This is a genomic window from Kitasatospora sp. NPDC057936 (assembly GCF_042887525.1).
Taxonomy (GTDB): domain Bacteria; phylum Actinomycetota; class Actinomycetes; order Streptomycetales; family Streptomycetaceae; genus Kitasatospora.
The window spans coordinates 81,534-106,481 of sequence record NZ_JBHVPD010000004.1; the positions used below are offsets into that span (position 1 = coordinate 81,534).

13 protein-coding genes are annotated in these 24,948 nt (G+C 75.1%); 8 read left to right on the plus strand and 5 right to left on the minus strand.

Annotated features, from left to right (window positions below; all coding sequences use genetic code 11):
• Positions 1-340: 340 nt before the first annotated feature.
• From ACFVU9_RS03580 to ACFVU9_RS03610, 7 genes are all read left to right on the plus strand, one after another.
• The gene (locus tag ACFVU9_RS03580; protein ID WP_387589491.1) at positions 341-3,592 is read left to right on the plus strand and encodes an NACHT domain-containing protein; all 3,252 of its coding nucleotides are present in this window, start codon (positions 341-343) and stop codon (positions 3,590-3,592) included.
• 131 nt (positions 3,593-3,723) lie between these two features.
• Positions 3,724-4,581 (plus strand): DUF4132 domain-containing protein, encoded by an 858-nt coding sequence (locus ACFVU9_RS03585; RefSeq protein WP_387589494.1) that lies wholly within the window; start codon positions 3,724-3,726, stop codon positions 4,579-4,581.
• Positions 4,578-9,833, plus strand: coding sequence for a hypothetical protein (locus ACFVU9_RS03590; protein ID WP_387589497.1), 5,256 nt, complete (start codon positions 4,578-4,580; stop codon positions 9,831-9,833). The genes ACFVU9_RS03585 and ACFVU9_RS03590 overlap by 4 nt, the downstream gene beginning before the upstream one ends.
• Positions 9,830-10,996 carry an AAA family ATPase gene (locus tag ACFVU9_RS03595; RefSeq protein ID WP_387589500.1) on the plus strand — a complete coding sequence of 389 codons (1,167 nt, stop codon included), beginning with the start codon at positions 9,830-9,832 and terminating at the stop codon, positions 10,994-10,996. Before ACFVU9_RS03590 ends, ACFVU9_RS03595 begins: the two co-directional genes overlap by 4 nt.
• A gap of 4 nt (positions 10,997-11,000) precedes the next feature.
• A complete protein-coding gene (locus ACFVU9_RS03600) occupies positions 11,001-14,978 on the plus strand; it encodes a DUF5682 family protein (protein ID WP_387589503.1) in 3,978 nt (1,325 codons plus the stop codon).
• Positions 14,975-17,014: a hypothetical protein gene (locus ACFVU9_RS03605; protein WP_387589505.1), complete on the plus strand. Its 2,040-nt coding sequence runs from the start codon at positions 14,975-14,977 to the stop codon at positions 17,012-17,014. The genes ACFVU9_RS03600 and ACFVU9_RS03605 overlap by 4 nt, the downstream gene beginning before the upstream one ends.
• 151 nt (positions 17,015-17,165) lie before the next feature.
• The gene (locus ACFVU9_RS03610) at positions 17,166-17,621 is read left to right on the plus strand and encodes a MarR family winged helix-turn-helix transcriptional regulator (RefSeq protein ID WP_380436175.1); all 456 of its coding nucleotides are present in this window, start codon (positions 17,166-17,168) and stop codon (positions 17,619-17,621) included.
• A 69-nt stretch (positions 17,622-17,690) separates the two neighbouring features.
• Here the strand turns inward: ACFVU9_RS03610 and ACFVU9_RS03615 are convergent, their stop codons facing one another.
• The 5 genes from ACFVU9_RS03615 to ACFVU9_RS03635 form a co-directional block, all read right to left on the minus strand.
• Positions 17,691-18,263: an ATP/GTP-binding protein gene (locus tag ACFVU9_RS03615; protein ID WP_380436177.1), complete on the minus strand. Its 573-nt coding sequence runs from the start codon at positions 18,261-18,263 to the stop codon at positions 17,691-17,693.
• 54 nt (positions 18,264-18,317) lie between these two features.
• Positions 18,318-18,698 carry a DUF742 domain-containing protein gene (locus tag ACFVU9_RS03620; protein ID WP_380436179.1) on the minus strand — a complete coding sequence of 127 codons (381 nt, stop codon included), beginning with the start codon at positions 18,696-18,698 and terminating at the stop codon, positions 18,318-18,320.
• Positions 18,695-19,126, minus strand: coding sequence for a roadblock/LC7 domain-containing protein (locus ACFVU9_RS03625; protein WP_359957272.1), 432 nt, complete (start codon positions 19,124-19,126; stop codon positions 18,695-18,697). The genes ACFVU9_RS03620 and ACFVU9_RS03625 overlap by 4 nt, the downstream gene beginning before the upstream one ends.
• A complete protein-coding gene (locus ACFVU9_RS03630) occupies positions 19,126-21,501 on the minus strand; it encodes a sensor histidine kinase (RefSeq protein ID WP_387589509.1) in 2,376 nt (791 codons plus the stop codon). The genes ACFVU9_RS03625 and ACFVU9_RS03630 overlap by 1 nt, the downstream gene beginning before the upstream one ends.
• A gap of 552 nt (positions 21,502-22,053) precedes the next feature.
• On the minus strand, positions 22,054-23,331 hold the full coding sequence (locus ACFVU9_RS03635; RefSeq protein WP_380436183.1) for an acyl-CoA dehydrogenase family protein: 1,278 nt from the start codon (positions 23,329-23,331) through the stop codon (positions 22,054-22,056).
• Positions 23,332-23,754: 423 nt separating this feature from the next.
• Here ACFVU9_RS03635 and ACFVU9_RS03640 point away from each other — a divergent pair, with 423 nt between their 5' ends.
• Positions 23,755-24,819 (plus strand): GAF domain-containing protein, encoded by a 1,065-nt coding sequence (locus tag ACFVU9_RS03640; RefSeq protein WP_380500494.1) that lies wholly within the window; start codon positions 23,755-23,757, stop codon positions 24,817-24,819.
• Positions 24,820-24,948 lie beyond the last annotated feature (129 nt).

Here is a 24,948-nt window from a genome sequence, read left to right on the forward strand (position 1 = left end):
ATCGGCAGAACCATCGGGTTCGTCAGCAAGTCGGTCGACAACACGCCGGACCTCCTCTGGTCATCGCCGCCGGGCCCGGTGCCGGGCGGCCGAAACCCAGACTGTCGACCGGCGGGAGTTTCCCACTAGGCTCCGGAAACCGGGGGAAACACCGGTCGGGCGTGAGAAGTTGGGCGGGGATGCGATGCCTGGGGGGCGTCCGTCGAAGGGCGAGCAGGTGCGGTACCGGGAGCTGGAACCGCTCGCGGCTTGGTTCCGGCAGGCCCTCGCCGAGAAGGGCTACCGCACGCCCAACGCGTTCGTGCAGGCCGGGCTCTTCGACAAGAACCTGGTCTACGGCGTGCACAACGCCGCCAAGTTCTATCCGCTCGCGACCGTGCAACTGCTCGCCACGGCGCTCGGCCGCGACCCCGGAGAGGTCACTCCGCTCTGGAAGCGCGCCAAGCTGGCCCTCGACCGGGCGACCGCCGCCCAACGCGCCGCCGACGCTCCCCGGCTCGCCTCCTGGGACCGCTTGCCCGCCGCTGGGGCCGTGCTGGGCAATCTGCTCGGCGCCCAGGCCGCCGTGGTCGACCGGCTGCCCTACGACCTCCTCGATGTCGTCGAACCGCCACTGTCGGCGATCTACGTGCGCCAGCACGTCCGCGCCCAGACCGTCCGCGAGCCGGCCGACGGCGGCCCGGAGGCGCGCGGCGGCCCGGCGGCGCAGGAGAGGAGCGGCACCAAGTCACCGGAGTGGGACGCCGTGCTGCCCGCCTCGGACCTCCTCGACCGGCACACCCATCTGCTGGTCACCGGCGAGCCCGGGGCGGGCAAGTCCACGCTCGCCCACCACCTCACCTGGCTGCTCGCCCGGATCTGGCTGCGCGAGGAGTCCATCGACGCCGCCCCGACCGCCGAACCGCTCGTCCCGCTGCGCATCGCCGCCCGCGACCTGGTCGGAGAGGAGGGCTCGTGGAGCGCCGCCCTGTGCGGGGCCGCCCTCGCCTGCATGGGCCACAGCCTGCTCGTCGACCCTGAACCGGGCCTTTTCGCAGGCCGTGTCCACGGAGCCCGCTGGCTCGTGATGGTGGACGGCCTCGATGAAGTGACGGACCGGCAGGAACGGGCCGGAATCATTCGGGCCGTCGCCCAGCACGCCCGGGCCGACAGCGCCTACCGCTTCCTCGTCACCTCCCGGCCGCTGCCGGAGACCGAACTCGCACCCTTGCGGGCCGCCGGCTTCGAGGGCTACCGCATGGAGCCTTTTGACGAGGCCGAACTGCGCACCTTCGCCCACCAGTGGTTCACCGCCCAGGGCGAGAACGCCGAGGCTGCGGCCGCGTCCGTCGCCCGCTTCCTGGAGGAGATCGCGGACGGGCGGCTCAGCGAACTCGTCCGCAACCCCCTGCTCGCCACCATCGCGGCGATCAGCGCCACGCTGGAGCCGCTGCGGGCCCTGCCCAGCAACCGGTTGAGCCTCTACCGGCGCTTCCTGGAGTACCTGCTCCGCCGCCGGGAGGGTGGGGCGCCATGGCTGGAGGACCTGCTGGAGACCCTCGGCCGCTACCGGATCGAACAGGGCGGCCTGCTGACGGCCGCCGCCCGGGAGTGGCTGAAGGGCCGTGCCGACCCGTCCGACCGGGAACTGCGGGCCGTGCTCCTGGACTCGGGCCTGCTGGTCGCCCACGGGGACGACCTCCGCTTCCTGCACCAGTCGTTCGCGGAGTTCCTCGCCGCCCGCTCCTACGCCGCGGAGATTCCCCCGGACTTCCCCGATCTGAAGGCCTGGGTCGCCCGCGCAACCGGCGGCGCGGGCAAGACGCTCGCCCTGTTCACATTCCGCCTGTGGTCGGAGCGGGAGGGCTGCGACGGCGACCTGATCGTCGGGCACCTGCTGGGCGAGGTGGAGATCGAGTCCCTCACCCTGGCCGCTTCGCTGATCGCGGAAGGGGTGACGATCGGCCCGGGGCTCCGGATGGCGTTGGCGGACCGCTTGATGGACTGCGCGCGGAATGACTCCAGCGAGACGGTCGAGGCCATGCGAGGGCTCGCCGCGTTCGGCGATGATCCGATGGTGGTCGAGCGCTTGCGAGCCGTGGCGACCGGGACCGCTCTGGGACTCTTCTATCGGCTCGAGGCGGTCGGCGCGCTCACCAGGAGCCTGCCGGTCATCGAACTCGAAGAGCTGCTCCGGTCTGTTCTGCCCGACACGTACGGACTGCTTCCGCGAGCTGCCCGGATCGCCCGGACCATCAGTTCAGGTGCTCAGAAAGCGGTGATCCAACATGCACATGCCTGGGAAGGAAGGTGGGACCATCTCTGGGCGACGGCCGTCAAGGCGCAAACGCTGGAGACCCTCGGGATTGCCTCCGAGGCGGCAGGATACGCCCGTGATGTGCTGAGCACCCCGGTCGCCGATGCCAGTGACCGGCGAATGGCGGCCGAGGCGTGGCTCAGTGCCGACCCCGGCGCCGCCGGGGAGATCGCCGAACTGGCCCTCCGGTACCCGGGTGCCCGCGGTGGTGGCGCGATATCGGTGGCCTTGGCGCTCGAAAAGCTCGGGGAGGGCTCGGCAGCCGCCAGGATTGCCCAAGGACTGCTGGATTCGGACCTCTTGGACGGCGAGCAACTCCAACAAGCCGCCGAACTGTGGGCCAAGGCCCCGGGCCACGAAGGCGCAGACCTGCTGCTGCAAGCCTTCGAACGGATGGAGCCCGAGGGTGATGGCAGCGGCCTGCTGCCGTCCGCGGCGAAACTGGGAGCGAGTTCGGTCGCGCTGGACTGGGCCCGCACGCATGCCGCCGGGGCGCAGCAGCGGAACGCCAGCGCTTCCCGGATCATCGCCGTGCTGCTGGCCGCTCTCGGCCCGGCGGGCATGGCGGAGATCACCGACCGATTCGGAGGAGGAGAGCGGATCGATCCGTTCGATCTGGTGCCGTGCGCGGAGGAGCTCTTGAACGGCGGCGTTCAGCGTGCGGCGCGGGAATTCGCGGAGCGAGCCCTGCGGACACCCCGTCTCGGCCCGGAACTCTCCGGGCGCGCCGTGGACGTCCTCTATGAGGTCTCCGCGGTGGATGCGCTCGCCGTCCTGGAACGTGAGGCGAAGGGGCTCGCGGGCAGGGACCCGGGCTGGCGTGCCGGGGTTCTCCACGTGCTGGCGCTGAAGGAGGGGGACCGGCATCACGGCCTGATGGTCGAATTGGCGCACTGCCAATTGCAGTCCCCGGAGGTCGACGGTCAGGAGTTGCTCGATGCGCTGAGGATTCTGGTGCTCGTCGAAGGCAGGAAACACGTCGACCGGCTGGTCGACACGGTCATCACCGACCCGAGGGTGACTCTCGGTCAGATGGTCGACCTCGCGTCCGACCTCGTCTCCATCGGCGAGCGGGAAGCTGCCGTCCGCCTCTGGTGGCGCCTCCTTGAGGACTTGGTGCCGCCGCGCGTCCTCGAGTGGCACCTCCTCCGGGACGTTCAGCGTGCGGACCTGGTCCCCGAGGCGGTCGCCAAGATGACCGAGCTGATCGACGCCGAATCCACCGCCCCCGCCAAGCGGCTGCGCCTGCGCCAGATGCGGGCCTGGCTCCGGGAGGCTGCGGAGCCCGGGGCGTAGCAGCGGATCGTTCACTCGTTCGATGGGTTTGGTTTCCGCAGGTCGTGGAGCCGGGACCCTGGGCGTCGCGTTGTCAGTGGGCCTCGCTACGTTCCTCCCATCGCTGACCGACAGGTGGGAGGAGAACGGCCGTGGCATGGGTGGAGACGAGTGCGGGCGGGTACCGCGTCGCGCTCGACGGGGACGGCACGGTGCTGTGCCGGAACGCGGCGGGGCGGCAACTGAAGGCCGTGCCGCCGAAGCTCGGCGACGATCCGGTGGTCACCCAGCTGAGGCAGCTCGCCGAGTGGCTGGGGGCGCACGAGCGGCGCTGCCTGGAGGACGTCGAGCGGTGGATGGTGCGCTCGCTGCCCGTGCCCGCGGCCGTGGTCACCGCGGTGTGGGCGGACGAGGCCTGGCGCGGCGTCCTGCGGGACCTGGTCGTCACCGGGGCCGACGGCGAGGTCGCCGGGTTCCTGCGCGACGCCGACGCCGAGCGCGGGCTCGGGCTGGTCGACCTGGACGGCGACACCGTGCGCCTGGCCGACGGCGAGATCCGGATACCCCACCCCGTCCTCCTCGCGGACCTCGACGACCTGCGCGAGTTCGCCGTCGAACTCGGCGTCTCGCAGCGGGTCCAGCAGCTCTACCGCGAGGTCTGGCACCGGCCGGCGGAGGTGCCGGCGGGCACCGAGGTCACCACGTACGCGGGCGGGCGCTACAAGGAGCTGCGCGAGCTCGTCGGGCGCTGCGCCCGGCTCGGCTACCGGGTGCGCGGCGGCAGCGCCGTCGTGCCGGTGGTCGAGGACGGCCGCACGGTCGAGGCCCGGCTGTGGGTCGGCGACTACTACGACTACGACGAGTGCGAGACGGGCCCGCTCAGCTGGGCGGGGCCGGACGGCCGGGCGCTGCCGCTGGCGCAGGTCGGTCCGGTGGCGTGGTCCGAGGGCATGCGGATGGCCGCCGCGCTGTACGCCGGCCGCACGATCGAAGGGGAGGAAGCGGCATGACCGCCACCAGCCTGAACGGCACCACCGCCAACGGCATCACCGTCAACGGCACCGGCCCGGACGGCACCGGCCAGAGCGCCCTGCCGGACACCGGCCGGCACGAGCGGCTGCTCGACGCCGGCGCCGTCCTCCCGGCCGGCACCGTGCCCGGTGCCGGCCGCTCCGACAGCGCCGCGGACGTGCTGACCGCCCGCACCTACGCCCACCCCGCGCTCGACGGCCGCCGGATCGTCCGGCTGGTGCCCGGCGCGCTCGGCCCCGCCGAGGACCTGGCCGTCGACTTCCTCGGCCTCGCGCCGCAGGCCGAGCCCGCCGAGGTCGGCCAGGTGCGCCAGGAGGCGCTCGGCTTCCCGGCGTGGGCGCTGGTCCACGACCCGGCCAACGGGCACCACGCGCTGGCCCTGGTCAAGGAGCTGGAGCGGCTGGCCCGCCAGGCCAAGTCCAAGCCCGGCGCCGCCAAGGACGGCTTCGACGCGCTCGCCGCGCGCCTGGGCCGCGCCGTGCCGCACTTCCTGCCCACCTTCTGCGAGGAGGTCGGCCGGATCTTCCTCGGGGTCGGCAACCAGACCTACGCCGCGAGCTGGTTCGGCAAGGCCCGCGAGGCCGAGCGCACGCACGGCCTGGAGGTGGACGAGGAGCGGCTGCGCGCCGTCTTCCTGGAGTTCGCCCTGGCCGGTGCGCTCACCGTCAAGTCCCTGCGGCAGTACGTGAAGTCGCTCGGCGCCCGGCTCGACGCGGCGACGGCCTGGCAGCGCTTCCGCCAGCTGTGCACCGAGCGCGCCGCCGCCGGCATGGCCCCCTACGCGGGGGTGGCCGAGGACGCCCGCGCCCTCGTCAAGGCCGCGGGACTGGACCGGGAGGAACACGAACAGTCCCTGCTCGCCGAGCTGTTGGCGGCACCGGCGGCCAACCGGGCGCCCGTCGCGTTCTGGAAGTCCTGGCACGGCGCCCTCGTCGCCCTCGGCAGGCGCGACGAGGCGGTGCGGGTCCGCCTGCTGGAGCTGATGCCCACCGCGGGCGGCAACTCCGACGCCTCCGCGCACGACGCCGCCTGGCTGGCCGTGCTCGCCGAGACGGGCGCCGAGGGCCTGCTCACCGGTCCGCGCCCCGAGCACACCCCGGGCGCGCAGGGCGTGCAGGGCGCCGAGGACACCGCGCCCGCCGCCTGGCTCCGCCGCTGGACGGACCACATCGGCCGCGGCTGGGGCTCCCGGCCCACCTGCGCCGCCACGGTGGCGCTCGCAGGCCGGATGGCCGAGCGGCTGCGCGCCGACGGCACCCCGGTCGACCTCTTCACCGGGATCCGCCGCAGCACCACCCAACTCGACCTGCTGGAGCGGCTGCTGGCCGACGGCGTGCCCGTCGCCGACCCGCCGGCCGGCCTCGGCCTCGACCTCACCGGCTGGGCCCGCCACAGCGGCTCCACCGGCCCCGACCTGGCCGCCGTCGCCGCCGACCCCCGCTTCCGGGGCGTGCTGCGCGCGGCGACGCCCTCGGCGTGGGAGACGGCCGTGCAGCAGAAGCTGCCCGCGCTGCCGCTGCTGCGCGAGCTGTTCGCCGAGTGGGCGGACGAACGCGCCGCCGAGGTGGCGGCCGCCCGCGGCCTGGCCGGCGCCGCCGACCTCGTGCGCTCGCTCTCGCCGTACCGCTCGGTGCTCCGGTCGATCTCCCCCGCCGCCGCCGAGCGGATCGCGGCCCTCGACGTCGCCGGGCTGCTCGCCCGCGCGCTCGGCGCCGGCATCCTGGACGAACTCGGCTGGCCCGCCCTGGAGGAGGCGCTCGACAAGCTCGCCGACCCGCCCAAGTCCCCCGGCACCACCTCCGATCCCGTCGGCAGCCAGGACGACGACCTGGGGAAGACGCCCGGCGGCCGCACCCTGCAGGGCCTGATCGTCGAGGACGCCTGGCCGCACCTGATCCTCGCCCGCCTGGACCGCGCCGTCGTCGTCGGCCCGCAGGGCATCGTGCTGGAACACACCCTGCGCCTGCCCAAGCTCGAACAATGGAGCCGCCCGCGGCTGCGCTTCGTCGACGGCGAACTCCTCGTCGTCTGGCACGAGAAGGGCAAGCAGCGGGCCTACTGGTCCGGCCGCCCGGCCGAGACCTTCGAACTCGGCGGCGAGACCATCGCCCGGTACTACTACGGCGACCGGCACCCCGAAGCCCCGTCCCTCCCGCTGCCCGGCGGCGGCCGGACCACCGGCGAGCGCCCGCTGCACACGGGCGACACCCGGATGCCCGCCGAGCACCCCGTCCTCGGCGACGGCACCGGCCACTGGACGCTGCGGCACGGCCCGACGGGCCGGGCGCTGCACGAGTTCGACCCGGCGACCGGCACCCTCGGCCGCGCCGCCGAACCGCCCGTGATCGCCGCCTCGGCCGCCGCGGGCACGCTCGACCTCGACCGTACGCGGCTGCTGCCGCTCCAGCCCGGCCTGGAGCACACGCCCTTCGGCACCGACGGCACAGTGCTGGGCAGCTGGGTGCGCGTCGACACCGGGCGCACCGTCACCACCGTCAGCGCCGACGGCCGCACGATCGTCATGCCCCTGAACGGGGCCCACCCGGACATCGTCCCCGTCGGCCGGCTCACCCTGCCGGGCACGGCCGCCGCACCGGGAGAGAGCGCCCCGACGGGCCCGGTCGTCACCAGGTCGATCCGCGACCACCTCGCCCTCGCCCTGCCCGACCTCGGCCCCGACGTCGCCACCGCCGACCACGCCCGCACCGTCGACCTCAGCCCCTGCCGCCCCGGCGACCTCCAGGCCGTCGGCACCGGACTCGTCCCGCCGCTCGACCACTGGCACGCGCTGCGCCCCCGCGACGAGGCCGGCTCGCAGGTGCTGCGCGCCGTCACCCCCGAGCAGGCCGCCGCGCTCATCGACATCGCCTGGCCCGCCGACGTCGAACCGGTGCCCGAGAACGAGCAGCGCTGGCTCACCGTCCAGGGCGTGCGCCGCAAACTCACGCACCGCCGGGGCGCCCGCCGCAGGCTGCCCGTCCGGGCCGTCGGCGCAGCCCTCCCCGGCATCACCGACCCGCGGCTGCTCGCCGGCGTCACCGGACTCGCCCGGATCGCCGCCGAACTCCTCAATGGCGTCGGCCGGTTCGTCGAACAGCCCGAGGCCGAGGTTCGACCCACCGCCGCCACCGCCACCGCCGCCGCACCCCCCGAGCACCGGCCCGACCACGGCCGCGACGCCGAACTCCAGGCCGCCGTCAGCGGCTGGGTGCCCGACGTCGACCGCTACGGCTCCTCGTGGGGCGCCCCCGGCACCTGGAAGGTGCTGAACAACCTGCGCACCGTCACCGCCGTCCTCGCCGACCCGCCCCCGGCCACCGCCGAGGGCTGGAGCAGCCCGGCCTCCGTCGACCTCAAGGGCGGCGACATCCACCACGCGTGGCTGCCCCTGCTCGGCCGACTCCACCTCCTGGTCCAGGCCGCGGCCTCCCCGCTCACCGAGCCCGCCCACCGCTCCACCCTCGTGCTCCTGCTCGGCGAGCTCACCCGGGGCCTGCTCGCCGACCGCGGCGCCACCGTGCGCCAGATCGCCCTCAGCGAGCCCACCGAGCGCACCACCACCGGCCGGCCCACCGCCCACCGCCAGGGCCAGGTGCTGCGCCACGGCGACCGCACCGTCGTCATCCTCGGCCACCGCAACACCCGCGGCGACCACGCGTACTGGCTGGCCGTCGACCACGACCCGAGCGGCGAGTTCGGTCCGGTCGACCACTTCACCACCATCGCGGAGCGCAACACCGAGGAGCGGCTCGACGCCGCCTGGATCGCCACGTTCCTGCGGGTCCTCGCCCTGCACGGGCCCGTCCCCGCCGACCGGGCGCGGGCCACGGCCTTCGGCGAGCTCACCGGCATCGGCACGGCCCGGGCCTCCCTGGTCCTCGCCGCGGCGCCCGCCCTCTTCCAGTGGCACGGCCCGGTGCTGCCCGCCGACCGGCTCCCGGACTTCGGCCTCAAGGCCGCCGAGGCCACCGCCGCCCGTGACTGGCTGCGCCGGCGCGAGCGCACCGGACTCGACGAGGTCTGGGCCGCGCTGCTGCCCGCCGACCCCGAGACCCTCCCGAGCGACGGCCCCGACCTCACCGCCGGAGCCGAGGCCTGGATCCGGCACTTCGGACGGCTCGTCACCCTCCCCGACGACGCCCAGGCCACCGTCACCGGCGTCGACGTCGACCACGTCGAGGCCGTCCTCAACCCCGACCGGACGCCCTGGCTGAGCCGCACCACCACCTTCCGCCTCACCACCACCCCCGACGGGTCGTCGAAGCAGATGGTCGCGGCCGACGCCTCCGCCGTCCCCGGCTTCGGAATGCTGCGCGGGGCCATCGACGCCCTCCGCTGGCTCGTCTACCACCTGCCCGCCGACAGCCCGCTGCGCCCGCTGCTGCCGCGCACCGCCACCGCCCTGCGTGAACGCCTCGCGGACCCGGAGCTCCTGTTCGACTTCAACCTCTTCCAGACCGCCAAGGGCCAGTCGCTGGCCGTGATCCTGCGCTCCCACTACGGCCTGCCCCCCGAGGGCGGCGCCGATCCCGACGGACTGGTTCGCTGCGGCCCCGCCCTCGTCCTCGCCCCCAGCGGCGGCACCATGGAGCGGGTCCTGCTGCGCCCCGCCGGGCTCACCGGCGCCGACGACCAGGTGCTCGAACTGCTGGAGGGACTGGGCGCGGGCTACGGGCTCGCGAGCGAGCTCGCCGCCATCGCGGCCGTCCTCGGCGGCGAACCGGAGAACCTGGCCGCCCCCACGGAGCCGGCCGGCTCCGCCGAGGGCGACGCGCGGTGGCTGCACAACCCGCAGTTCTCCGTCCCCGCCCTCGTCGCCGAGGCGGCCCGCACCCACGGCCTCGGCGAGGACGCCGCCGCGCTCTACCTCCAGCTCCTCGCCCTGCCCGACCCCACCGACCGCAACGCTGCCCGCTGGACGGGCTGGAAGCCCGCCCGGCTCAAGCGCGCCCGCGCCGAACTCGCCGCCACCGGCCTCGTCATGGAGGCCAAGCGGGCCCGCGCCGGACGCACGCTCTTCCTGCCCTGCGGCTGGCAGGAGGCCAAGGCGCCCGCCCTGCCCGCCGAGACCTGGAAGGCCGACTTCTACGAGCTGGCCACCCACCGTCCCGCGCTGCCGCACCAGCCCGTCCCGGAGCTGTTCGCCCGCGCCTGGCAGCGGACCGTCGACGGCGACGCCCCCGGATACGAACAGCTCCAGACCGCGAAGCGCAGGAAGGTCCGCCGATGACCGCCCCCACCACGACCCCTACCGGCACGACCCCGGCCGACGCGCCCGCCCGGCAGATCACGCCGCCCGAGGAGAAGTACGCCGCCGAACTCGAGTTCCTCGCCGCGCACGATTCCGGTCCGCGCCCGCCCGGCTGGCGGCTGACCCCGCGCGCCGTCGTCACCTTCGTCCTCGGCAGCGACGGCGAGAAGCTCAAGGCGGGCCGCAAGGGCCTCGTCATCGAGCGGAAGTTCGTCGGCGAGCGGGCACTGGTCGAGCGCTGCGTCGTCACCCTCGCCGGCGAGCGCGGCCTGCTGCTCGTCGGCGAGCCCGGCACCGCCAAGTCGATGCTCTCCGAACTGCTCGCCGCCGCCGTGTGCGGCACCAGCGCGCTCACCGTCCAGGGCACCGCCGGCACCACCGAGGACCAGCTCAAGTACGGCTGGAACTACGCCCTCCTGCTCGCCAAGGGCCCCAGCCGGGAGGCCCTCGTGCCGTCCCCGGTCCTCACCGCGATGACGGCCGGCGCCGTCGCCCGGGTCGAGGAGGTCACCCGCTGCCTGCCGGAGGTGCAGGACGCCCTGGTCTCGCTGCTCTCCGAACGGCGCGTCGCCGTCCCCGAGCTGGCGGGCACCCCGGACGCCCAGCTGCACGCCGCCCCCGGCTTCACCCTGATCGCCACCGCCAACCTGCGGGACAAGGGCGTCAGCGAGATGTCCGCGGCCCTCAAGCGGCGGTTCAACTTCGAGACGGTGGGCCCGATCGCGAGCCTCGCCGCCGAGGTCGACCTGGTCCGCCGCCAGTCCACCGCCGCCGTCGCCCGCGCGGGCGCGCCGTTCACGGTGGACGACACCGTCCTCGAAGCGCTGGTCACCGCCTTCCGGGACCTGCGCACCGGCCGCTCCACCGAGGGCTGGGACGTCGAGCGCCCGTCCACGGTGATGAGCACCGCCGAGGCCGTCTCGGTCGCCACCGCCCTCGGCGTCACCGCCGCCTACCTGCCCGACGGCGGCGACCTGCTCGGCCGCCTGCCCGGCCAGCTGATCGGCGTCGTGCGCAAGGACGACCCGGCCGACGCCGGCCGGCTGCTCGGCTACTGGGACGGCCCGGTCCGGCGCCGCGCCGAACAGGGCGCCGCCACCTGGCGCACCCTGTGGGACCTGCGCCCGGCCCTGGAGGCGTGAGGTCATGAGCAGCGCGGTGATGCCCGACATCCCGACCGGTGCCGCCGGGTCCGACGGCTCCCGGCAGGCCGTCGAGGAGGCGGCGGCCCGCCTGGCCGCCGCCGGCACCGAACGGCCCGGGCCGTACCTGATCGGCGTGCGCCACCACGCGCCGTCCCTCAGCGCGGTCGTCCCCGCGCTGCTCGACGCCGCCCGGCCCGAGGCGGTGCTGGTCGAACTCCCCGCCGAGTTCCAGCCCTGGCTCGGCCACCTGGCGGACGAGGCCACCGAGGCCCCGGTCGCCCTCGCGGCGGCCCCCGCCGACCTTTCTACCGAGAGCGCTGACGGACCGGCCTTCTACCCGTTCGCCGACTTCTCCCCGGAGCTCGCCGCCCTGCGCTGGGCCCGGCGCAACGGCGTCGAGGCCCTCGCCTGCGACCTGCCGCTCGCCCACCGGGGCGCCGGGCAGCGGTCCGCGGGCGGCCCGGCCGCCGGCCCGTCCGTCACCGACGCCCTGCGCCGGCGGCTCACCGGCCGCGAGGGCGACGAGGACCTCTGGGACCGCCTCGTCGAGACCGCCGCCCCCGGCTCCGCCCCGGAGGCGGTCCGCCGGGCCGCGCTGCTGGTCGGCTGGGCCATGCGCCGCGACGCCGAGACCGGCCCCGGCGTCGACCCGTACGACCTCCGGCGCGAGGCCTGGATGCGCGCCCGGATCGCGGCCGCCTCGGCCGGCGGGCGGCGCGTCGCCGCCGTGATCGGCGCCTTCCACGCACCGGCGCTGCTCGAAGGGCCGCACGCCGACGAAACGCACGCCGACCAGTCGTACGCCGCCTGGCCGCACGCCCACGGGCCCCACGCCGACGACGAACCGCCGGGCGCGGAGGCGCCCGCCCACGTCGTCTCCCTCATCCCCTACACCTACCCGCTCCTGGACGCCCGCTCCGGCTACCCGGCCGGCATCCGCGACCCCGAGTGGCAGCACACCGTCCTCGACGCGGCCGGCGACCCGGACCGCCTCGCCGCCGCCCTCACCACCACCGCCGTCCGCATCACCGAGGCCCTGCGCACCCAGGACCACCCCTCCGGCCCCGCCGACGCCCGCGAGATCGTGCGCCTCACCGGCGACCTCGCCCGCCTTCGCGGCCTCGCCGCCCCCGGCCGCGGCGAACTCGTCGAAGCCGTCCAGACCGTCCTCGCCCAGGGGGAACCCCTCGGCCGCGGCCGGGCCGTCGCCCGCGCCCTCGAACGCGTCCTCGTCGGCAGCCGCACCGGCCGCGCCACCCCCGCAGCACCCCGCAGCGGCCTCGGCCCCGCCGTCGAAGCCCTCACCGGGACGCTCGGCCTGCCCGGCCCCGCCGAACCGGGCCCGCGCGAACTGCGCCTCGACCCGCTGCGCAGCGCCCTCGACCGCCGCCGCGAGACCCTGCTGAACCGCCTCTCCGCCTGCGGCGTCCCCTACGGCGACCGGGTCGACTCGACGGGCCCGGGCGGCACCGAAACCCTCGGCACCCGCTGGCGCCTGCACTGGACCCCGGCCACCGCCGCGATGCTCACCGTCGCCGGCACCCGCGGCGTCACCCCCGCCCAGGCCGCCGAAGGCACCCTGCGCGACCGCCTCCGCCGCGAGCAGCAGGCCGACGGCCCCACCCCGCGCGACGTCATCCAGGGCCTCGCCGACGCCGCGGCCTGCGACCTCCCCGCCCTCACCCGCACCCGCCTCACCCAACTCGCCACCACCCTCCCCGCCGCCGGCACCCTCCCCGACCTCCTCGACGCCCTCACCACCCTGGACCGCCTGTCCGCCGGCCACTTCCCCGTGACCCTGACCCCACCCGCGCCCGAACAGGAGCCGGCAGACGGCGCCGCGCAGGGCACTGCGCCCCCGGTCACCGTCACGGCGCCGGGCGCGCAGTCGGAGCCGGCGGGGGAGTCGGCCCCGGGCGTCGTGTGCGGCGTGCCCGTGCCGGGTGGCGCCCACGTCGGCTCCGGGCCTGCACCGGACACCACGTCCCTGGCCGCCCCCACCCAGGCCCACCCCCGAGCGGCGCTTCCCGACGCCCCCGCCACCGATCCCACCGGCGCCCCCGACGTCCTTCTGCCGCAGGGCGGTTCTGCGCTGTCGGACCGTCACCCCTTCACGCCGTCCCCCGGAAGCGCCGCCCCGCTGCCGCACGGCGCCGCCCCGGAGGCGGCCACCCCCTCCCACCTCCATGCCTCGCCGGCCGCCGTCAGCGACCTCCTGATCGCCGCTGCCGTGCGGCAGTTGGAGGGTCTGAGCGGGTCCGACGATCCTGCGGACGCTCGGGCCCTGGTGGAGCTGGCGCGGCGGGCGGATCTCGACGGCGGGGTCCGGCTCGGGTACGTGCTGCGCGAACTCGCCGACGGCGGGAGCCCGTTGGTGCGTGGTGCCGCCGGGGCCGTCCGCGTCCTGCTCGGGCAGGACCCGGCCGCCGAGCTCGGTGGCCGGGCCGCGTCGTGGGTCGACGGCGCGACCGTGCCGGAGGCACGCCATGCCCTCGCCCGGTCACTGGTCGGGCTGTTGTCGGCCGCCGAGGGGCTGTTCGCAGCCGCGCCCGAGGCACTCGAACCCGTCCTGGAACGAGTCGTCTCCCTGCCCGACGAGGCCTTCCTCGACCGTCTGCCCGCCCTGCGCGGAGGCTTCGACACGCTCAGCCCGGCCGCCCGCGACCGGCTGCTGGCGCTGGTCGAGGAGCGCCTCGGCACGCGGCTCGTCGACCTGCCCGACGCCGTGCCGCCCGCCGTCCTGGCGACGTGGGCCAGGGCCGACCTCGCCGCCCGCGGCGTGCTCGGCGAACTCGGACTGCTCCCGGCACCGCCCACCGCACCCGCCCGCACCCCGGAGCCCCTGCCCGCCCTCCCCGAGACCGGCCACGGCCTCGCCCCCGCCGAGCGCTGGCGTCTGCTCCTCGGTCGCCCCGGCGGCTCCGGCCGGGGCGCCCGCGCCGCCCGACTCGCCACCGCCCTCGACGAGTTGTACGGCACCGGCCGGGGCGAGGGCTCCGGCCCCGGCCTGGACGGCCGGGGCCGGCGGGGCGGCCGCGAGGCCCCCTACCCGGGGGTCCGCGAGTGGGCCGAGGAGCTGTCGGCGCTGTTCGGGCCCGGGATCCGCGAGGAGGTCCTGGCGGCGGCCGTCGCCCAGGGCCGTACGGACGCCCTGGAGGCGATCGACCCGGGCGCCGCCCGCCCGTCCGTCGAGCTGCTGCGCACCGTCCTGGAGCACGCGGGCGGTCTGCCGGAGGCGCGGGTGGCCGGGCTGCGCCCGCTGGTGCGGCGCCTGGTGGAGGAGCTCACCCGCGAGCTGGCGACCCGGCTGCGCCCGGCGCTGACCGGCATCAGCCTGCCGCGCCCGAGCCGTCGCCCGGGCGGCGGGCTGGACCTCGACCGCACGATCCGCGCGAACCTCGCCACCGCCCGCCCCGCCCCGGACGGCGGCACCGTGATCGTGCCGGAGCGCCCGGTGTTCCGGACGCGGGCGCGGAAGTCGGCGGACTGGCGGCTGATCCTCGTGGTGGACGTCTCCGGCTCGATGGAGGCGTCGACGGTCTGGGCGGCGCTCACCGCCTCGATCCTGGCCGGGGTGCCGTCGCTGAGCACGCACTTCGTGGCCTTCTCCACCGAGATCGTCGACCTGACCGAGCGCGTGGAGGACCCGCTGGGCCTGCTGCTGGAGGTGCGGATCGGCGGCGGCACGGACATCGCGTCCGGCCTGCGCTACGCGCGGCAGCTGGTGACGGTGCCGTCGCGCACGCTGGTCGCCGTGATCAGCGACTTCGAGGAGGGCGGCCCGGTCGGCGCGCTGCTCGCGCAGACCCGGGCGCTGGTGGACTCGGGCGTGCACGTGCTCGGCTGCGCGGCGCTCGACGACACGGGCGCGGCCCGGTATTCGACCGCGGTCGCGGGCCAATTGGTCGCGGCCGGCATGCCGGTGGCGGCACTGAGCCCGCTGGAACTGGCCCGCTGGGTGGGGGAGAAGGTGCGATGACGGCAGGGTCGATCGGTTGGCCGCGGGTGCGGCCCGAGGTGGTCGCCGAGGTGGTGGCGGGGCTGAGCGCCCGGTTGCAGAAGCGGCTGGACGGCGCGGCGGCGAAGCTGGCGGAGCGTCCGGTGACGAGCTCCGGCGACGAGTGGCGGGTGGAGGTGGACGAGGAGACGGTGCTCGTCCTGCACGCCCCGGGCGGGGTGCTCGCCGACCCGTCCGGCGTGCACTGCGGCTGCCTGCTCGCCCCGGCGTGCGTGCACCGGGCGGCGGCGGTCACGCTGTGCCCGCTGGCCGACGCCACGGACGATCCCGAGCAGTCCGGGCCGTCCGGGCCGTCCGGGCCGTCCGGGCCGTCCGAACCCGCCTCACCCACCGAACCCGCTGATCCCGCCGCTCCCACCGAACAGGCGGCGGACGACGACGTCCTCACCCCCGCCGAGCAGGCCGCCGCCCGCCACCTCCACCACGCCGCGGCCGCCGTCCTGGCGGCGGGCGTGAGCGGGGCGGGAGCCGTCGCCCAGGCGGAGCTGCTGCGGGCGGCCCACGGTGCCCGCGCGGCGGGGCTGTACCGCCCGGCCGCGGTGGCGGTCACCGTGGCGACGCGGATCCGAGCGGCCCGCTCCGGCGCGCCGGACCACCGCCTCGCGGACCTCGTCGCCGATCTGCGCGAGCTGCTCACCCTCACCCGCCGCCTCACCGCGGACCCGGCCGCCGGCCCCGCCGCCGGTTCCGTCACCGGTTCCGCTACTGGTCCCGTCCGCGGCCCGGTCGCGGAGCTGCGCGGCACCGCCCGCCAGGCGTACGGCGACGCGGGCGGGCTGCGGCTGCACGGGCTGTTCGCCGAGCCGGTGCTGACGGCCACGCACGCGGGCGTGCTCAGCTGGGCGGTGGACGCGGGCGGCCGGCTCAGCACCGTCTCCGAGGTGCTGCCGTACGCCGACCCCGACGCGGCGGCCGCACAGGCCGTCGGGGCGGGCAACCGGGCGGTCCGGCTGGGCGACACCTCGCTGAGCCACCGCGAGTTCACACGCGCCGGGCTGGCCGTCCAGGGCGCCACCAGATCGGCGAGCGGACGGCTCGGGGCCGGCGCCGCCGTGCGCGCCGTCCGGGCCGCGGGCGCCGCGTGGACGGCGGAGCCCGCCGCCGGCCTCTGGGCCGAACCGGTGGCCGCCCAGGTGGAGCGCGCGCTCGCGGCGCAGGCCGTCCCGTACGAGACGCGCCCGGCCGGGAGCGACCTCCTGTTCCTGGACGTCACCCTGCTGGGCCCGACGAGCGACGCTCCCACCGAGCACGCCCCGGCGAAGACGCCCGGGGGAGCACCACGCCTCCTGGCACGCTGCGGCGAGGACGGCCCGGTGGTCGCGCTGCGCGCCGCCCACGACCACCCGGGGCTCGCCCACCGCGCGAACCTGGCCCTGCTCGCCGCCGCCCCCGGCCTGCGGCTGCGGGTGATCGGCCGCCTGGAGCGCGCGGCCCGTCCCGAACTGCGGCTGCTCGCGATCGGCACCGCTGCGGCCGAGGAGTCCACCGACACCCCGGACGCCGGCCCGACCGACACCCCGACGCTCGCCCTCCCCGCCGACCGGGCCGGCCGCGTCAACCTCGGCCTGGAACGCCTCCAGGCCGCCGACGTCCCCGCGACCCCGGGCGTCCAGGCCCCTCCCCTCGACCCGTCCGCCCACCCGCTGGACCCGCCCGCGCACCTGCTCGGCCGTCGGATCGAGCAGACCGTCACCTCCGGCCGGAGCGCCCTGACCCCGGGCACGAGCACGACCGCAGCCGACGGTGCCCGGCTGCGCGAGGCGGGCCTGACCACCGCCGCCGACCTCCTCGACGCGCTGCGCACCGCCGCGACCGACCACCGCCGCGACGTGTTCGGCCGCGTGCTCCCCGACGACCACAGCACGTTCACCACCGCCTGGCTGGCCGCCGCGCACTACACGGAGGCCCTGGCGACGGCCCTCTGCCAGGCGGCCTGGACCCCACCGGAGGCCCACGCATGGTTCGCTGAGCCTGATTCCCCGGGCCTGATTCCCTGAGCCTGAATCCCCGGGCCTGATTCCCCGAGCCGCCCACACCGGGCGCCCCGCGCCCGACACATAAGGCCAGGTAATTGCAGAAACAGGTAACCGGCGTCGGCTGTCATACTGAGCGGACGAGGGACCGAACCGCGCAAGAGGGAGTCGAGCCATGGGGATCCGTGACGACGCCGCCGAGATCCGGGCCGGCGGCTGGCGCACGCTCGCCGCGCTGCACGGGCTGATCGACACGGCGCTGGAGAAGGCGCTCCAGGCGGAGCACCGGCTCTCGGTGGTCGAGTACACGGTGCTGGACGCGCTGTCGCGCCAGGACGGCTGGCACATGCGGATGCAGCAGCTGGCCCGGGCGGCGGCGCTGAGCAGCAGCGCGACCACCCGGCTGGTGGCGCGGCTGGAGGGTCGCGGCCTGCTCAGCCGCTACCTCTGTCCGGACGACCGCCGCGGGATCTACACCGAGCTGACGCCGGAGGGCCGGGAACTGCTCGCCGCCGCCCGCCCGGTGCACGACGCCGCCCTGGAGGCGACGCTGGCCCGGGCGGCGGAGGTACCGGAGCTGGCACCGCTGGTCCGTGCGCTCGCGGCCCTGGAGACGCCCGCCTCCGCCTGAAACCGCACCCCACCCCGCCCGTCAGTACCTCCGCCCGTCAGTACCTCCACCCGTCAGTACCCCTGCGCCTCAGCGCCGCCCGGCGAGGGCGTTGCGGTGGACGCGGTCGAGCAGGGCGAGCAGGAGCTCCTTGCTGGAGGCCCGTTCCCGTACGTCGCAGAGGACGACCGGCACCTCGGGCCCGAGGTCGAGGGCGTGGCGGACGTCCTCCGGGGTGGCGTCGCGGCGGCCGTGGAAGCAGTTGACGCCGATCGCGAAGGGGATGCCCCGCTGCTCGAAGAAGTCGACGGCGGCGAAGCTGGTTTCGAGCCGGCGGGTGTCGGCGAGGACGATCGCGCCGAGGGCGCCGAGGGCGAGGTCGTCCCACATGAACCAGAAGCGGAACTGCCCGGGCGTACCGAAGAGGTAGAGCACCAGGTCGTCGCGGACGGTGATGCGGCCGAAGTCCATGGCCACCGTGGTGGTGGACTTGCCCTGGACGCCTTCGAGGCTGTCGACCCCGATGCTGGCGCGGGTCATCCGCTCCTCGGTCTGCAGGGGTTCGATCTCGCTGACCGAGCCGACCATGGTGGTCTTGCCGACGCCGAAGCCGCCGGCGACGAGGATCTTGACCGCGCCCGGCACGAGGCTCTGGGTCGTCAATTCGGTCTCCTGGTAGGGGAGTGGGAGTTGCTGGGTGAGGGGGCCGCCGCCGGTTCAGAGCCGGCGGACCCCCTCGATCACGGCCTGGATCAGGGAGATGTCCGGCGCCTCGGCGAGCTGGACCGGGGCGCGGGTGAGGATCAGCCGGGCCTCGGCCAGGTCGTCGAGGAGTACCTTGACCACGCTCACCGGCAGGTCGAGCGTGGCCGCGATCTCGGCCACCGCCAGCGGCCGTTCGCGGCACAGGTCGATGATCGCGGCCGGTTCGGGGGTGAGCCGGCTGGTGTCGGTGCGGGGGTCGGCGGTGACCACGAGGGTGATCAGCGCGAAGCCGTCACGGACCGGGCCGGTGCGCCCGTTGGTGATCGCGTAAGGACGGACCAGGTGGCCTGCGTCCTTGTCGAAGAACCAGGCCTCGTCGGCGTCGGCGGTCACGCACCGCCACCCACGCCGACCTGGCCGGCGTCGCTGCGCGGCGCGGCGGTGAGGTACTGGCCGACCTGCTTGACCAGCATGTTGATCTCGTAGGCCATCAGTCCGGCGTCGACCTGCTCGCTGGTGAGCACGGCCAGACGGGCGCCCTGGCCGGCGGTGGTGACGAACAGGAACAGCTGGTCCATCTCGATCACGGTCTGCCGGACGCGTCCGCCGTTGAACCGGTGGCCGGCGCCGCGGGCGAGGCTCTGCAGCCCGGAGGCGACGGCGGACAGGTGCTCGGCGTCGGCCCGGTCCAGGCCCTGGGACAGGCCGACCAGCAGGCCGTCCTCGGAGAGGACGATGGCGTGCCGGGTCTCGGGTACCCGCGCCACCAGCTGGTCCAGCAGCCAGTTGAGGTCGCGCTGGGTGTCGGTGTGCTGCGTCATCACTGCTGTTCCTTGGCTTCCTTAGCGGCGGGAGGCGCGGCCGGTGCGGGGGGTGTGGTGGGTGCGGTCGGCGCGATGGGCGTGGCAGACGTGGCAGGTGTGGTGGGCGTGCCGGGTGCGGTCGGCGCGCCCGGCACGGGGTCGGACGCGCGGGCGGTCCGGGTGCCGCGCTGGATGGCGGCCATGGTGGCGCGGGAGCGCTGGGGGGACGGTTCGTCGGCGTAACCGCGAGCGCCGCCGCCCTGGGGACCATCGCCCCGGGAGCCGTCGCCCCGCCCGGCGTCCCCGAAGTCGCTGTAGACGCTCCCGTCGTCGCTCCCGCCGTACCGGGGAGCCGGGGCGGGGGCGACGGGGCCGGTCGGGCCCGCCACGCCGCCGGGCGCGTTGGCCTCCCGCAACTGCTCGGCGAGGCTGGCGTTGCGGACCCGCTGCGGCAGGACGCGCGGGGTGCGCAGTTCGCCGTCCGGGTCGTGGGCGAACGGGGCGTCGGCCGCGCGCTCGTGGGTGGGCGCGATCCGGTCGGCGGACACGGTGCCGAGGTCGGACTCGAGCGCGTCGCTCGCCCCACCTGTCCCGCTCGCCCCACCCGTCCCGCTCGACCCACCGGTGCCGTCGCCACCGAGGCCGTCGGCGTGGCTCTCGGCCATGTCGTCGTACGGGCGCGGGTACACGGGCCGGGGGACGACGACGGCGCCGGGCAGGCCAGGGATCGAGGCACCCACGGTCAGGCCGCCGTTGGCGGGCTGAGCGGCCTGCGCGTCGTCCCGGTCGTCGTCCACGGGGTACTGGGCGAGGAGCTCGCTGATGACGGAGCTGGAGCCGGAGCCGGCCCCGGACCCAGAGCCACCGCCGACCGGACGCACCGGAAGCGCGGGAGGCGCCGGAACAGCCGACGGCGCGGAGCCGACCGGCGGCGCCGAAGCGCCCGGAGGTATCGAGGACGCCGGGGGCACAGTCGGCATGGACGGCATGGACGGCATGGACGGCATGGACGGCATGGACGGCATGGACGGCATGGACGGCATGGACGGCATGGATGGCATGGACGGCATCGAGGGAACCGCCGGTACGGCCGGAACCGCGGGCATCGAGGGCCCCGGGGCCACGTCCTCCAGCACGCCGAGGTCGTCCACCAACTCCCCGTCCAGCACGCCGAGATCGTCCGCCGTCGCCGCCGGACGCGGCCCCGGCACGGGCGTGCGGGTGACGCGTGCGCCGGAGGGCAGCCCGGGCACCGCGGCCGGCTGCTCGGCCTTCTCCAGCAGCACGGCCGGTACCAGCACCACGGCCCGGGTGCCGCCGTACGGCGAGGGGCGCAGGGTCACCTGGATCTCGTGCCGGGCGGCCAGGCGCGCGACGACGAACAGGCCGAGCCGCAGGTCGTCGCCGAGCGCGGAGACGTCCAGCTCGGGCGGGTTGGCGAGGTAGTCGTTGAGCCGCTCGTACTCCTCCTCGCCCATGCCGAGGCCGCGGTCCTCGACCTCGACCGCGAGCCCCTTCGGGACCTCCTGCGCGGAGACCTGCACCTGGGTGTAAGGCGGCGAGAAGGTGGTGCCGTTCTCGATCAGTTCGGCGACGAGGTGGATGACGTCGGCGACGGCCTGCCCGCTGAGGGAGGCGCGCGGCACGCCCTGCACGACGACGCGCGAGTAGTTCTCGGTCTCCGACACGGCGCTGCGCAGCACGTTGACGACCGGAACGGCGTTGCGCCAGCGGCGGGCGGGCAGCGCGCCGCCGAGGATCACCAGGTTCTCGGCGTTGCGCCGCATGCGGGTGGCGAGGTGGTCGACGGCGAACAGCTCGCGCAGCAGTTCGGGTTCCTCGTGCTCGCGCTCCAGCGCGTCGAGCATGCTGATCTGCCGGTGGATCAGGATCTGGGTGCGGCGGGCGATGTTGAGGAAGACCTTCTTCGTGCCCTCGCGGCCCTGCGCCTGGTGGACGATGGCGGCGACGGCGGCCTGGCGGACGGCGGCGAGGCCGTCGGCGATCTGCTGCGCCTCGTCGCCGGTGCGCCGGGACGGGGACCAGGTCGGCGGCACGGGCACGGGCTCGCCGGAGCGCAGCCGTCCGACGACGGCGGGCAGTTCCTGCTGGGCGAGGGCGAGGGTGTCGGCGCGGAGTCCGGCGAGGCGGGCCGGCAGCGAGCGGGCCGCGCGGATGCCGCGGACCAGGCTGACCAGCAGGACCAGCGCGACGGCGGCGCTGCCGACGGCGAGCGCGGTGTTCTGCCCGGCGTCGCGCAGCAGGTAGGCGGCGTAGCCCCAGGCGGCGGCGAGGCCCACGCTGGGGACCAGCACGAGGAGGAGGAGCGAGCTGCGGAGGGAGCCGGACCGGCCGGCGCGGTGGCCCGTGCGGGGGGCCGATATGCCTGGCATCTGATTCCTTGTTGCTGGGCCGAACGGCGGTTGTGCCCGCGCGCGGTCCGGCCGGGGCTTCGGGGCGCCACGGCCGGGGTTGCCGGACGGGGGTGACGCGGTGTCACGATCATGACGCGGTGTCACGGGGGTGACTCGGTGTCAGTGTCCGGGCGGGGTGCAGCACGGCCGCCGACGGCAGGAACGCTACCAGCCCCAGGTGCCCTCATCGCAACATCAACTGACGATATGTGACCGGCTGATGGCAGAAGCGAACACCCCCCGTCGGATGGTGCGGTGACGGATCGTCGCAGGTCGAACCGTTTTCCCGGTGAGGGGGACGGCTCCGCGGGAGGTCGGGGGATCCTTCCGCGGAGCCGTCAGGAACAGGTCAAACGTCGGTATGCTGAAGGGTCGGCCACAGAGGCATCGACGGAGACAGCGACGGGGACGTCGGCTGAGACGTCGGCAGGCACATCGGCAGGGGCGTCGGCGGACGGTCGACGAGTGGGCGGACCGGCGAACAGGGGTGGTCGGTCCGATCGGGGTCGACGGCGCTGCCGGGCCCGGCCGCTATCCCGCCAGCGGCATCGTGATCACCTCTCCGCCGCGGCGCTCGGCCTCCTCCTCCAGCTGCGCTTCCCGCTGGGCCAGTTCGGTCCACGCCCAGCTGGCCGGCCCGGACAGTTCGGCCGACCACTGCTTGCCGTACGTGCCCGAGGCGATCTGCCCGAGCCGCAGCCGCTGGATGTCCGAGGTGCCGGCCGGCGGGTAGACGTGGGTGGCGTCCCGTTGGTAGCGCTCGATGTTGAAGTCGGTGTGCAGGCCGCGGGCCGCGTGGATCTCCATGGCGTTGCGCGCCGAGTCGAGCGCGTACTCGGTGTTGATGAGCTTGGCGTTCATCAGCTCGGCGTCGCAGGCCTTGCCGTGGTCGAGCAGGTGCGAGGCGTGGTAGGCGGCGAGCTTGGCGGTCATCAGCCGGGACTGCATCTCGCCGAGCTTCAGCGCGATGTTGGGCAGCTGGTTGAGCGGCTTGCCGTACAGCACCCGCTCCTCCGCGAAGCGCGCGGTGTCCTCGACGATCGCGACGTGGATACCGAGGGCGACGGCGGCCAGGTTGAGCCGTCCGTAGAGCGTGGACGACGAGTAGGCGACGTCCAGGCCCTGGCCCTCGCGGCCGAGCCGGTTGCCCACCGGGACGCGGCAGTCCTCGAAGACGATCTCGCCGAAGCTGAAGCCGTGCAGCCCGCTCTGGGAGCCGCGGGTGCCGGTGCGGAAGCCCGGGCGGTCGCTCTCGACGAGGAACGCGGACAGCCCCCGGCTGCCCTGGTCGGTGCGCAGGACGACGCCGTGGACGTCGCCGATGTGGGAGTTGCCCACGAACCACTTGCGCCCGTTGAGGACGTACTCGTCTCCCTCCCGGCGCGCGGTGCCCGCCATGCCGAGCACGTGGCCGCCGGACTCCGGCTCGGTGACGGCGATGGTGGGCAGGGCCTCCCCGGAGGCGAACTTCGGGAGCCACTTGCGCCGCTGGGCGTCCGAGCCGTAGTGGAGGACCTTGGCCACGCCGAGCTGCGAGGCCTGGGCCACGGCGCCCATCGCACCGCTCACCCGGGCCAGTTCCTCGACGATGACGGTCTTGGCGAGGTGCCCGAGCCCCAGCCCGCCGAAGACCTGCGGGATCGTCACACCGATCCAGCCCCGGCGGGCGATCTCGCGCGACAGCTCGAACTCCACCTGCCGGTCGGCCTCCATTCTGGCCACGTGCGGACGTATCTCCTTCTCCGCGAACTCGCGCACCTCCGCCCGGAGGCTCTCGTGGCGCTCGTCGGTGAAGTAGTCCATGGTCATGCCGGGGTCCTCTCGTTTCGGGGTGTCGTGCCTCCGTCCGTGCCGTCGATGCCGCGCCGGCCGCCGCTGCGGTGGGGTGTGGGGTCGTGGGTGGCGGCCGGTTGCCCTCGTTCGCCCCTTTGCAACCGGTGCGTGCGGAACTCCGGCCGGGATCCCCGAGGGTTGGGGCTACCGTCCGTGTCTTCGGCAGGGCTCATTGTCATATGGGCATAAGGAAGTCACCCAGAGCCGATCTTGGATTGGCGCGAAAAAGATCGTCCGAATTTCGCTTGGTTTCGCCACGTGACCGGATGGGAAGTGATCTTCGTCCCCGCGGCAACCTGCCGAGCGGCCGTTCACATGCGGCTTTGACTGTCCATCAGCAACCAGAACCACCCGGCCCGGGGGCGCCGAACCCCCCGGATGTCTGATTACATGTGCGCCATGACTGATGTGATGAGCACTCAAGGCCAGTTCCCGGGTGCCGCCGGCGAGTCCGAGCGCACCCGCAGACTGCGCACCCTCGGTCTCAACGAACCCTCCGCGGACGAAGCCTTCGACCGCTTCGCCCACCTGGCGGCCAGCATCACCCGGGCCCCCATCGCGATGGTCAACTTCATCAACGACGAGCGCCAGATGTTCCGGGGGCTCTACATTCCGCCAAACTCCTCCGACACGGCCTCCGACGACGGCGCCTCCTGGGCCGACCGGGGCATCGCGTTCGACCTCCCCACGCGCGAGATGCCGCTGAGCCACGGCTTCTGCCCCCACGTCGTCGCCCAGCGCTCCCCGCTCGCCCTCGACGACATCCTCGCCTACCCCCGGTTCGCCGGGAACCCGGTCGTCGACGAACTCGGCGTGCGCGCCTACCTGGGCGCCCCGCTCGTCGACGACACCAACACCGTCATCGGCACCGTCTGCGTCCTCGACCGCGAACCCCGCCAGTGGGGGCGCGAGCGCCTGCGCGACATCCAGCACCTCGCCGAGGCCCTCCTCTCCGAGATCCGGCTGCGCGACACCCTGCTCGCCCAGCAGCAGGAGATGTTCGCCGCCTTCGACGGCTCGCCCTTCCCGATCATGCTCACCGACGGCCCCGGCCAGGAGATCCGCTACGCCAACGCCCAGCACGCCGAGACCTTCGGAGCCCCGGTGGCGTACGGCGCGGTCGGCGCCGCCTACCCGCAGCTCGGTGCGGCCGGCCTCCAGCAGGCCGTCGCCGAGGCTTACCACACCGGGCGGGCCACCGTCCTCGGCGACGTCCGGATCCAGTCAGGGCGCCCCGACCAGCGCGGGCAGCAGATCTTCAGCTTCACCTGCACCCCGATGCGCACCGCCCGCACCGGCCAGGTCAACGGTGTCCTCACCGTCGGCATGGACGTCACCGCGCAGTCCCGCACCGAGGAGGAGCTCGGCACGCTGGCCGCCCTCCTGGTCGACCGGCTCCAGCAGAACGGATCCGCCGGCCGCCCGGGCATCGCCGGGGAGAGCGGAATGGTCCTGCCGGGCTGAACGCCGAGCGGCCGTCCGCGGCACCGTCGAGATCACCGGACCGTCCAGTGGGGCGGGGCGCCTCTCACCCCCGAGGAGAGGCTCCCCGCCCCACTGCCGTCCGGGCCCGGACCCCAACCGTCCGTACGC

Coding starts and splice junctions, on each gene's coding strand:
- ACFVU9_RS03590 (WP_387589497.1), top strand. CDS start 4,578: ATGACCGCCACCAGCCTGAACGGCACCACCGCCAACGGCATCACCGTC.
- ACFVU9_RS03595 (WP_387589500.1), top strand. CDS start 9,830: ATGACCGCCCCCACCACGACCCCTACCGGCACGACCCCGGCCGACGCG.
- ACFVU9_RS03600 (WP_387589503.1), top strand. CDS start 11,001: ATGAGCAGCGCGGTGATGCCCGACATCCCGACCGGTGCCGCCGGGTCC.
- ACFVU9_RS03605 (WP_387589505.1), top strand. CDS start 14,975: ATGACGGCAGGGTCGATCGGTTGGCCGCGGGTGCGGCCCGAGGTGGTC.
- ACFVU9_RS03610 (WP_380436175.1), top strand. CDS start 17,166: ATGGGGATCCGTGACGACGCCGCCGAGATCCGGGCCGGCGGCTGGCGC.
- ACFVU9_RS03625 (WP_359957272.1), bottom strand. CDS start 19,126: ATGACGCAGCACACCGACACCCAGCGCGACCTCAACTGGCTGCTGGAC.
- ACFVU9_RS03630 (WP_387589509.1), bottom strand. CDS start 21,501: ATGCCAGGCATATCGGCCCCCCGCACGGGCCACCGCGCCGGCCGGTCC.
- ACFVU9_RS03635 (WP_380436183.1), bottom strand. CDS start 23,331: ATGACCATGGACTACTTCACCGACGAGCGCCACGAGAGCCTCCGGGCG.
- ACFVU9_RS03640 (WP_380500494.1), top strand. CDS start 23,755: ATGACTGATGTGATGAGCACTCAAGGCCAGTTCCCGGGTGCCGCCGGC.